The 11,934-nt window shown below is 49.4% G+C and carries 6 protein-coding genes; 1 reads left to right on the forward strand and 5 read right to left on the reverse strand.

The features are described 5' to 3' along the window. Positions 1–67: 67 nt before the first annotated feature. Positions 68–901, forward strand: coding sequence for a glycosyltransferase family 2 protein (locus tag QRN60_RS24960; RefSeq protein WP_113100935.1), 834 nt, complete (start codon positions 68–70; stop codon positions 899–901). A gap of 151 nt (positions 902–1,052) precedes the next feature. Here QRN60_RS24960 and QRN60_RS24965 read toward each other — a convergent pair whose 3' ends face one another. From QRN60_RS24965 to QRN60_RS24985, 5 genes are all read right to left on the reverse strand, one after another. Then, on the reverse strand, positions 1,053–4,133 hold the full coding sequence (locus tag QRN60_RS24965) for a glycosyltransferase (protein WP_113100936.1): 3,081 nt from the start codon (positions 4,131–4,133) through the stop codon (positions 1,053–1,055). A gap of 427 nt (positions 4,134–4,560) precedes the next feature. Next, positions 4,561–5,721: a DUF707 domain-containing protein gene (locus tag QRN60_RS24970; RefSeq protein WP_129565197.1), complete on the reverse strand. Its 1,161-nt coding sequence runs from the start codon at positions 5,719–5,721 to the stop codon at positions 4,561–4,563. Next, complete coding sequence (locus QRN60_RS24975) at positions 5,718–8,564, reverse strand: class I SAM-dependent methyltransferase (RefSeq protein WP_113100940.1); 2,847 nt, start codon at positions 8,562–8,564, stop codon at positions 5,718–5,720. Before QRN60_RS24975 ends, QRN60_RS24970 begins: the two co-directional genes overlap by 4 nt. Before the next feature lie 338 nt (positions 8,565–8,902). After that, on the reverse strand, positions 8,903–9,604 hold the full coding sequence (locus tag QRN60_RS24980) for an acylneuraminate cytidylyltransferase family protein (RefSeq protein WP_113100941.1): 702 nt from the start codon (positions 9,602–9,604) through the stop codon (positions 8,903–8,905). Then, a complete protein-coding gene (locus tag QRN60_RS24985) occupies positions 9,601–11,415 on the reverse strand; it encodes a hypothetical protein (protein WP_129565196.1) in 1,815 nt (604 codons plus the stop codon). Before QRN60_RS24985 ends, QRN60_RS24980 begins: the two co-directional genes overlap by 4 nt. Positions 11,416–11,934 lie beyond the last annotated feature (519 nt).

Genomic DNA, 11,934 nt, shown 5'->3' on the forward strand with positions numbered 1-11,934 from the left:
TCGTCGGACATACAGCGCACAATAATGAATACAGGCGTGAGCTCGTTCCCCAATCTTTGGATACGAAATGGCAAAACTACCACTTTCAGCCGTAACGGTCGTCTCCGTCTGCTACAAGAGCGATGCGCTCATCGTCGATATGATCGCTTCGATCCCTGAGGAGACGCCCATCGTTCTCGTCGACAACGGACGAACTAACAGTTTCGCGAAGCTTCCTGCAAGAAGAAACATCAACATCGTGCGGCTTGCTGAAAACCTGGGATTTGGCCGAGGCTGCAATGCAGGCGCCGAAGTCGTCCAAACGCCTTGGGTCCTGTTTTTGAACCCGGACGCGCGATTGAAGCCAGGCGCTATCGAGGCACTTCTTGAAGCGGTCGAGCATCACTCTTCAGCTGTCGCTTTCAATCCACGAATCGCCAACACGGATGGAAGTCAATATTTCAAGCGCCGATCATGGCTCTTGTCGCGCAGCCGCTACATGAAAAAGGGCTGGCCCAACGCCGACAGCCCGGTACCGATCTTGAGTGGCGCCGCATTTTTTGTTTCGAAGCAAAATTTTGAAAAAGTTGGTGGCTTTGACCCCAATATTTTCCTCTATCACGAAGATGACGATCTTTCTCTGCGCCTGGCGCAACTAGGGCAACTCATGTTCGTGAGAAATTCCCTCATCATTCATGCTGCAGGACATTCTTCGGGACGATCCCCTGAGATCGCACGTCTGAAGGCATTCCATATGGCCCGATCGAGGATTTATACGGGCATCAAACATAAAAGACCCCTTGCAAAAACCTTGACTTTCGTTCAGGCCCTCGCGCTCCTGTTTTCGCCCGCCGTTCTTTTTTCAGCGCGGCGGCGAGCGAAGGCTCTCGGTTTTTTAGAAGGAACAATAAAATGGAAGTAATGGTTCGATCTTAAAAGCGCCGAGCAAGAATCATGTTTTTAGAGCATCCATCTATGACGACTGGATGCTTCATGCCCCAAATCAACGCTTCCAAACAGCTGCCTAGGTGAAAATCTGGCAAAACACCATCATTGCTGCCCTCAACAATTGACTAGAGAGGTGGCCAATTCTGGATGGAGTGGCCCTTCTGCACGAGTATCGATTGATATTCTCTTGCATATTCTGCAGCCAGATCATCGATATCATACGTTTTGCTTAGTTGCCGGGTTCTGCTTTTGAAATCGGCAATAGTAGTTTCATCTAGCATAGATTCCATGGCTCTGGTGAGGGAGCTGACGAACCGGTCATCGTCAGCAGTATTTTCAATTATGATGCCAGCTTGCTTTCCATCAACTTGCGACATGTTTTTGATCTCACCCACATCTGTTGCGATGCAAGGCACTCCCACTTGAAAAGCCTGTATCAAGGTGAGCGGAAAAGATTCACCTGGAAAGCGTGTTGGAAGTAAAGCAACGTCGCTCATCCGATAGAGACCATGAACCTCTCTGACGAAACCCAAAAAATGAATAGTTGCATCCGAGGCTCCCACCCGCTGTGCAGCGTCAGCACTCGGCCCTTCTCCTGCCATGAGCAACGCCATCGGAGTATCCGGATGTCGCTCACGTAATTTCAGATAAGCCTTTACTGCCTCGATCCACCCCTTACCCTCAACCCCTCTCGCTGCCAAAGAAAAAACGACCGCATTATCTGCGATCCCGAGCTCAGCGCGTGTCTTTGTAAACTCAGTATTATCAACAGGCATAGCGTTTCGTATTTTGATAAACTTATCTGACGGAACGTTCAGCCCCTCAAAGGGCTGCAAATTTCGGTCCGCAAGATATGCGAATTTATCAATTTTCTTACACCATTGAGCGATTTTCCCCTTATGTACCTTCATCGCTTCGTATGACCCGTGCAATGTTGAAACATACGCACGGGAGACATCGAAGTCGGCAAGCAAAAAATCTTCGACAGTCGCAATATGTGAATGCACAACGGAAATTCCGGCTTCGTCAATAAATTTCCTGACCCCGACATCTCTAATCTGATTAGCTGTATAAACAGGTATTGCAGGATTCAGCATACTCCTGACCGATCTATGATCATCGGCATCATGCATTTGCAACATTGACACCGTGATTCCTTTTTTATGCAGCGCGTTCGCGAGGTGAATTGGAAAAATTTCTCCGCCACCAAAGGAAAAACCCAAAAATCCAATTAAAACGTGTCGGTTACTTCGGGGAACATCCCTCAGGGCCGTCGTATCTACCAGCTGATCAAATTCAAACCCGCTAATCTGAGAATGCCGGAATACTGCACTACAGGACTCCAAAAAACGTTCCAGCGTCTTCTCGGGGATATCCCACCGTGACTTTAGCGCAAGCATAAACCGAAAATACTCCCGATAATATTCGGGATTAGATTGCGCTTGACTGCCAGAAGTATTGTTACCGTGAATTCGGAAATAGCTTATGGCGCTTGGTTCATATGCAATCTGCCCTCCACCCGCGATAACCGAATAGAGGTACCAGTCTCCCATTATCTTGAAGCTTCGTGCTTCTTCCCAAATTTCGTCGGCGATATCAAAGCGACGCCACAAACTACCGCCAACATTCGCGATTACGTTCTTTATGCCGAAGCCGCCGCGGAACCATTCTGCAGCGGGACGGACAGTCCGCGCATCCCAGATTCCGGGTTCGCTATCTTCCCTGTAATGATCTAGCCCGGCTACGTAATTGCCTTCGCCGTTGGCGAACTGAATGCGACCAAACGCCAACATAACACTAGGGTCTCGAAACGAGCTGATCATTCGCTCGATGAATGTCGGCTCGCAAAAATCATCGCTTTCGCAGATCCACACGAGGTCACCCTTCGCCTGAGAATGGCCCTTTTGCCACTGGCGAAAAACATTGCCGGAGTTTTCGGTATTATAGATCACCCTGATGCGGTCTGGATAACGTTCGACGTAAGAATCGATCACCGACCTGCTGTCGTCGGTGGAACAGTCATCAAGGACCAGAATATCGATTAGCGGATATGTCTGCGTCAGAATGCTGTCTAGGCGCTGAGAAAGATAACGGGCGTGGTTGAAATTGGGAACGATGGCCGTCACCGTCACGCCGCTACGCACACCGATACTTGAGCGGCTAGCTGCGATAATTTTATTAGTCGTAATCTTCTGGTAATAATCAAGGCAAAATTTATCGACCTTGCGTGACAACAACATAGGATCACGCTTCTCGGCAGACTTCAAAAATCTTTTGCGTCTACGTGTGCTGAAGGCTTTTACGTCGGACAGTGTATAAAGCAGCCGTGTATAAAGCAGACGCGTCAATAGTTTTCCCAAAGACGCCCTGCTCATCCAATTACTTCGCTGGAGCGCATCCACTTGACCAGAAATATGGTCAACGTCTTTCATCAACACATCAGACCATTGTGCCTCTTCGAATTCCACACGCTTCAACACCGGTTCGGAAGACTGGATATCCTGTGAGAAAATCCCGCTCATACCCATATTGTCAACCGGTTGATCCGATGCGACACCGATCATGTACATCGGCGCTTCGACGCCAGCAATAGTTGCGCCGCTTCCGGAATCAGTTTCAAAAAAGGCAGCTGACTGGTTTTCAGATGCTACAATCGAACCGAAACCTATTTTTTGCCCATGCATCGACACATGGGCGAAGTGCTGCCCGAGGAGCCTACTGAATTCGTTCTTAAAAAGCTCCTTGACGTGAAAAGGATTAACCTGCCCCGAAGCGACAGTGTAGGCATATTTTTCCGGCGTCGAGATGATCAATACTCCGTCGGCGCGCAAGACGCGCTTGATCTCGAGCATAAAGCGATCATGGGCCTCGATATGCTCAAGTGTCTCAAAAGATACGACAACGTCCACGGAAGCCGACGGTAACGGAATATCTTCACACGACCCGGCTTTGAAGGAAATATTTCGAGCTTTATACTTTGCCTGCGCGTGATGGATAGCTTCGCCTGAAATATCCACGCCAATAGCAGAGCGGGCAGTTTCCGCCAGAAGCGAGGTGCCATAACCTTCACCACTTGCTATATCCAGAACATCTTTGCCTCGGACAAAATTTTTCGCCAGATGATATCGATGCATATGCTCGAGATGGATATTCCCGCCAATCGTCGGCAGATAGCGTTCGCCGGTAAAATCGAGATCGTCGGTCATATTTTTCCTTGGCAAAATCCGTCATGTGTTGAGGCGGATACCCTATTCTTGGGGCCAAGTCGAGGCAACGTAGGGAATGGGTTCGGGAAATTTGACCAATGGGATAGACCGGCCACCACGGTGGAAGCAAGCTTCTACATCGACGTAGTTGAGGCAGCGGTTAACCGCTTACAAAACTTCGAGGCCTTCATCGAATTCTCCTCTTCTTCCCACCAGGGATCATAAGTGGAAAATTCCAGTTCTAAATGGCCTAATTTATTGGGGGCACGTCACATTTATCCCCTACCCCGCAAACAGAGGGTGGATTTCACCTCAACGCGAATAGCACCAATGTTGAAGAGCATAATAGAAGCGAAAGTCCGAGAAGCCTCCCTCGAAACGGCGATGACGAAATTGCTACAATTCACAATAGCCGAGCTTTCGCAAGCTACACCGTTGCGAATTCGGGGTACTTGCCCAACTCTTTAATTGTTTGAAACAATTCGAATTTTTGATTTATGCCGAGCGCTCGCATAAACTCATAATATGCGCCACCTTGCTCGTCTATTAAATCAATATGCTCCGCGGCAACAGCATCAATCACGCCACATTTCCAACCGGCGTTTCTTACTGTTTCAGAGCAGTTAAAGTCGAGCCCAAAGCCTGAAACAGATTTTCCAAAAATAGGCATACAAAGTTCCAGAGCACGCCTCGAAAAACCTGGCATCATAATCTCCACGGCAGTTGTTTCGTGAAAATCTCTTCCAGGAATTCGAAATAGGTCTTTCCACACACATTGGGAACCCGCGACAACGGCGGGTTGGAACATATCGAGACCGTTAGCCTCTGCTATATCAAAAAGGCGATCAATCTGTTCGTGCTCGATCCCGAGATCATCATCAAGGAAAAGCACTGCATCATAACCCAGCAAGATATCACCATAATGATTCAATGCATGGTGAATACCAGTGGCCTTAGTGCCTGATTGGCGAAGATGCATCTCCCCCAACCGGATATCCACCCCACTTAACGTGTACCAATTGCAAAGCAGATCCCAAGTTCTCGCTGAATCCGGACGAAACCATTTCGCAGGCCGGAATGCATGCCCAGCCTGCACCCAAACAAGACGCTTCCGTTGGTTGCTTGGAGAGCCAAACAGGCGCGACTTGATAGATGCATGGATCCGTTGCTGCGTATGGGTAAGATTTTCAAGATGATCGTCTATGCGTGGAGAGACCGAGGTATCGCGCTTTTCAACCAAAGCCCAAACGGCTTCGACAATGTTCGAGTATTGCAAAGAGTTTCTAAGCAACAAAACGCTGTCAATAAATGGCGCGGGATCGATCGGCCGGATCAGACCTTCAGTTGCAAAGTGAGCCAGAGCAGAAGGATAGGCTGCACTATCGCGATTTTGCCAACGATACCATTCTGGATAAAAGAACGGCGATGGGGTAAGCCCGGCTGCTTCTCCATGATCACAATAATCGAGGTAGGCTTCGGACACATTCCGAAATTTTTTACCCCTTACGCTGGAGTAGTGTTCCAAATCGACCAGTAATTCTGGCCTAATTGATTGCAACTTCAACTTTGCGAGCCTGTTTATGGTCATGAAACTCTCCGAAGGGCTTGCTCAAACAGCGCCGACCCCAGGGTTGAATAGTAATTTTCGGCTCGAAGAGGGTCTGCAGCCAGATGTTCCAATAGCTCAATCGCGGGATTGGTTTCACGGTCTCCAAACGCCATGACCCCAAGGCCATGGCAATGCCTAAACCGAAAAGATGCGGTCGCTTGATCTTTGATTTCTTCGAAAAGCTGCCACACACCGAAATCGCCCTGATATTCACTGGTGTCATGAAACAGAATTACTCCGTTTTCACTCAGTGCCGGCAACCATGTTTCATAATCGTCCTTCACCGCCTCGTAAGTGTGAAGGCCATCTATATGAAGTAGATCAATCGACTTTTTCTCAAACAGGTTTACCGCTTGATTAAAATAACCGCGGATGTAGGAGCCATTCTTAGGGAAGTGTTTTTTGAGCAGATACTTGAAGTTGTTAAAAACGTGCTCGTCATAGAACCCCGCTTGATGATCTCCCTCCCATATATCAACTGCGACAGCTTCGCCGTATCCGTCGTTCATTTTTAGGTGCTGGCAGGCGGAAAAAAAGGACGCGCCCGCATGACTACCCAGTTCAACATAACGTCGCGGACGCATCGCCTCCATGAGCGAAAACAAAAAGGCTTTATGGCCCGACCATGCAGTGGGAAGCGCAACAACTTCGATTTCTGTAGCCGCAGAAATCATTGCCTGATGAATTCTGCTCGCACGGGCTAGTGGGTCCTGATCAAGTTTGCGCGTCAGAGGTTCAAGGGTCTCATACAGGGGCTTCGAAAGGATACTTTCTATTTCGGACGTATTTTTATAGGCCATTTTGAAAGTCCGTGCCATCGCGGTGTCAATGGTGCCTAAATCGAACTCCAGTACGGTTTGCGGTTCGGGGATTTCAAGCGGAGCTGGATCAACTTGAGCGAACTTCAATGTCATCGGTCTCGTGTTCTCGGTGACACGCCCGGCTTTAACATCGGCAGCAACGACATCGAATGGTTCACCGTAACGCAGGGCGATTTCTCGCAGCAGAACCGGGTTTTCTACAAATCTTGAGGCAGCGGCGTTCAATTCACGCCAATGCGAGCCCTCTGACGCGTGATGCCCGACTGTGGACGCGTACGCGGATGCTCCCTGGTTTACTTTCGCCCGAAATGAAGCGGCTCCGTTTATCGGAGCATGAAAAATACCGAACGCGCGCTCGCCGATATAAGGCGTTGTATTGCCATCAAGATACGTCGCGTGGTTGCCTTGAGCGATTGCGACCTTGCGTCCTCGTAGCCGAGGTATATTCAAAGCAATCTTGACGAAGGGCGACACCTTGGGTCCCACCGTGACCTCAGCGTTCTGCAGCGATTGTCTTGCATCTTCTCCGGTAGCGAGATTGTGCCAGTGAAGATTAACGACGTCTGCGCCAGTCAAAGGAGCAAGCGCCTGTTCGAAACTGTCTCGGGATTCAAAAGGCAAGACCTCATCAAAGTCGATAAGGAACACCCAATCACTCTGCCGTTCAGCCACTAGAGCTCTTGCTACGGCGCTCATGTATTCGGATTGATAATAACCTACATCCGTTGCTTTGAATAATACGACCTGCGTGCCATTATGCCCATTATACCGGGCGACGATTTCCGATGTTCTGTCTGTTGACAGGTGGTCAATGATCACCACACGATCGAAAAGCGCACAAAGATGACGCATCATGTCATCGGCACGCACCTCCTCATTGCGGACCATGGATATGCATGTCAAATGCGGTTTTACTGAACGTCCCCGAAAAGGTATTAGATCGAGCCGCTTGACCTTCTTGACTTCTTGCACCCGTTCGACTTCGGCGCCATTGGCAATGTAATGTTCGTAGTTGAACATCTTCGGCCAGGTTTTCTTTGGCTTTCTGCGAATTTTCCTAAGTATATTAGAAACGTTTCTGAGTACCTTGGTCCGCTTCCAATATTTACTGGATAATACCGAATTCGCGTCCTTGGCTAGTGCTTCGATCCCAGCCTGAACAGCGTATGCCCTGTTGATAGCACTCTCTTTTTCGCTCAATTCCGCAAGAAGGCGCTCGTTACCCTCAAGTACCTTATCTATCTCACCTTTGTAGTGTCTCAGCATCTCCTCGGATTTGTAAGGATTTAGAGAAGATTCTTCTGTTTCGAAAATGCTATTGGCAAGGGCCGGCAAGGCTTTCGAGGACGCAACGATCATATCATATCGTCTTCTCTCGAATTTATCGTCTTGCTTCATATCTGCGGTCACTGAGAGGGGAGAGACTGATTCAGTATTCGCTATTACGGAGGCAGCTAATATTTTTTGCGCATAATGACGCACATTTTCGAAATACCGCGAGACCAGCTCCAAGAATTCTTCGGTATACAGCTCTTTTACATGATAAGGATTGGAGTACCCGGTTTCATCGGAGTAAATCTTTTTATTCGGCGACGAAATAACCAAGATCCCACCGGGACGAAGCACACGCTTTATCTCCGCAAGCATCGCTTCGTGGTCTTCGAGGTGCTCAATTGTTTCGAAACTGACAACGACGTCGACGGAGGCATCCGCAACAGGTATTTTTGTTGCTGATCCTTCCAAGAAATTCAGGTTCTCGCGAACATATGTCTGGCGAGCATACGCTATTGCGTCTGCAGCAATGTCAACCCCAATGACAGAGTTTGCGTTTTCGGATATCATTGCGGAACCATAACCTTCGCCGCAGGCGATATCCAAAACGTCTCGTCCGGCGGTTAGGTCGCGCGCAAAAGCATATCTATGCAGGTGCTCAAGACGTATCACCCCGTCTATATCTGGGACAAATCTCTCACCGGTGAAATCGAGCCCACGCTTCGCCATTCTAGTCTCCCATAATCCAAACTCGAATTTCTCTACGGTCAGAGTTCCACGATGGCAAGCGCCGGGCGTTGATTTCCACTGAGAGCTGATCCGGCGCTTACGGCAATGCCGACCAAAATGGAAGATTATCGAGAACCGGCCATGGCTAAGGCAGTCCAAGATGCCACTGCCCTTGCATAGCCGCTCTCGGTAAGGAAGATGTGAGAGGTCAACGGCAGTAAGCAACCTGGGGGTGGAACAGCGGTTACCGCTGATCTGAGTCAGACCTGTTTGATCCCGGACTTTAATGGTGCAATTTTCTCGGAAGAATGGAGGGAAGCACTATGGGCCAGAGTACTTCAAGCTGCGGGCGAAAAGCGCTCCTTGGAATCGAGCCATGACGCCATTTCTCTTGCTATCTCCAAGTCACTTTCTGTGTTGATGTCATGGGCGAATGGAAAATCAACCTGGAACAATTGTGGTTTTGACCCAAAGAAATAGGAGTTATTCACCATGTCTTCGCGACGCTGAATGAATATGCCACCATCTTGAAAGAATACTGGATCTATATACTTCGCTAACGTGTGCTTTTTAGCATATGGATCATAGTTCTCGGGATGGCCATCCTTGTTCCACATGTGGGATTGAACCTTTTGGACCGACAATAGGGAATCAAAGCCTAGCTTCTCTCCGTCCAAAAAACGCTCGATGGCGACGTCGTAATGGCGAGCATAAAGAAACGGGTTCGTGCAATGGCTCCATATGACAATATCAGCATCCAAGCGCGACGCTAAATCGTGTATCATTTCATTGGCTGAAACTCGCGCTTCATCACAATGATACTCATCGCGCTCCAAAATCGATATCCGTCTTCGCCTCCCAATTTCGATGCAATCAGGACAGTTCGTTCCCAAAACTATGTCAGTCACGTATTTAGACTGTTGCAGCTGATCAACTTTCCGCTCGACGAGCGACAGGGCGCCAATTTTTTGTAGGTTTTTAGCTTTGACCCGGACGCTTCCTGCTCTGGCCGGAATTATTGCTGCGATCTTGAGGGTCATTGATAGGTCTCCCGTTCGAGTGCGCTTTTATTGAAGGTAACCTCCTGCGAGTACCAGCGCAGCTGTTTTTCAGCGAATGATATAAATTTGTGAGGGGCGCGGAGCTCCAAGAGGTGGCTCACTATCGAATCCACCGGTCCAATCGGTACAGCTCCAGGGTCAACATGCATGTAATCTTCCACCTCCACCTCGCGGGTAATCATAAACGGTATACCTCGCCCTAATCCCTCCAGCAGCGCAGCCGATGCTAGAGAGACCGACATGAAGATCGAGTTGTCGAAATCAAGGTCGTTAGCGTGAACAGCCGTTTCCACAAATTTGAGGCTGCCTCCGGAAAGACTGGACAACCAGTGAGAAGACTCCCAATGCCCTTTCGGCTTGAATATGACCTTGAACTCATCTGGATAACGACCAAGAGCCTTCAGCAGCTTGACCCAAGTCTGTTCATGGTGGCGCACATCAAGCAATGGCATTCGCGCGACCGCATGGGACCCGCCGAATATGACAACGGTTGTAGGGCGGTTTTCTACAAATCGGCGCGGTAAAGCGGCTGGAGCAAGCATAATTCGAGGATCGATAATGACGTTCGAAGTCCGAAAATATTCTGCGCACTTCCTCGCCGAACTCGAAGTTATCGAGCGAACTGTAGCAGGACTGTCGGCCCTTGAGTGCTGAAGGATGAAAGTGTTATTGATCGAATGCGGCCATAGGTGCACTCGCCCCCCGTTCTGACGAACCGCATGAGCGATCAACGCGGATTCAAAAAAGTAGCAGTCGCATATATGCGCGTCTTTGACACCAGATGTATTTACGCTCTCGATTGCAGTTTGCATCGCTGCTTCCGTCATCGGTAGCATGGAGGCTATGAAGTAATCGGAAAGGGTACTAACCTCGTCAGCCGGAGAGTAAAGCGCCACTTCTCCGGGGAGCTCTTTCACCAATTTGAGAGATACGATGTGGGTTGGCGGATTATGCTCTTGACCCCAAAGAATTATCTGTGCTTGCTCCGATCCGCTATAAAGTCGCGATTTCACGCTGATAGCATCAGGAATTTGCGTTTTTACGTACTCGAAGTTCCGGATGCCATCCTCTACGACGATATTGTTGCATTGTTGTCCGGATATTATCGGGCGCCCTTGTTCGCGCCAGATTTCATAAGGCCGGATTTCGATCGCAATTTCGTTTGCGCTGGTCGCGGAAGACGTGAAAACACTTCGCTCCGCTACAACGATGACGTCCATGCCTGCTTGCCGGCATGCTGTTGCGAGCAGTAATGGCTCAATTTCATCGGCCTGAACGTCCCACTTAAAGTAATTCAAGTATGAGAAGACATTTGTCTCGATGGGGATCACTATCAGCTTTCCAGCGTGTGATTGAGCGAGTTTTCGCGCGAGGGCTCTAACTGGCATAAGCGTTGCGATCTCTCTCCATATTGGAAAAAGCCACGCTTTCGAAAATGCGGATTGTTTGGCTTTGTCTGCACCGCATGCTTTGGTGGCCAACCTATTAGCTATCCTTTTAGCGGTACACTGGGCAACTCTCCCGCCTTTGTGGGCCGAGAATGGACCAACCCGACCAAGGCCATTGTAAAGCTCGGTTAGGGCTGATCTGCTGAGCAAAAGTGAATGGGGAAAAAGATCATCCCAGCGCGTGTCATTTGGAGCAACAAGAACGTCGAAAGGAGTTTCGCGCGAAGAACTGAAACTGATAAATTCTTCAATGGAACATCGCTGCGGCGCATCCTCCTGCTGCGGTCGTCTGCGAAGCAATCTAAGGAGCCTCTGGACGGCGGCCGATGCCACAACATTCATTGATTTTCTCTCTACTAGCCTTACATAATAGAGCAATAGTTGAGACAATTGGGGACTTCAACGCCTTTTTGAGTTCATCCATAAATTGCAGGCTTGGTCGATTGCGATAAGGCCTATCTCATGGGGGCAACCTTAAACATGTCCCGCTGCGGATAATGCTGCTCCCAGCAATGCCCGTGGGGCTTTTGGCTTTGTTCCGACTGTATCCGAAGCCGCCCCCACTTACGACACCCCGGATGCTCGCACCAGTGGTTCTCGTGAATGCCGTCGCCGGCTTTACCCGTCTGGTCGCTCACGATCATTCTCCAATTGCGGCAGTCTCCAGCCACCAATTGAACTGCCCCCCATTTCGACCGGACAGGTCGGCATAAGCAGAAAGGCTCAAGCACAGGCTTGAGGACAGGCTTATGTCTAACGAGTATCGACACGTTGAATTGCTGACGGGTGATGTTCGCCGCAGGCGATGGACAACCGAGCAAAAGCTGACGATCATTGAGCAGAGTTTCGAACCAGGCGAGA

Source organism: Agrobacterium sp. CFBP2214 (assembly GCF_030209895.1).
Lineage (GTDB): Bacteria > Pseudomonadota > Alphaproteobacteria > Rhizobiales > Rhizobiaceae > Agrobacterium > Agrobacterium radiobacter.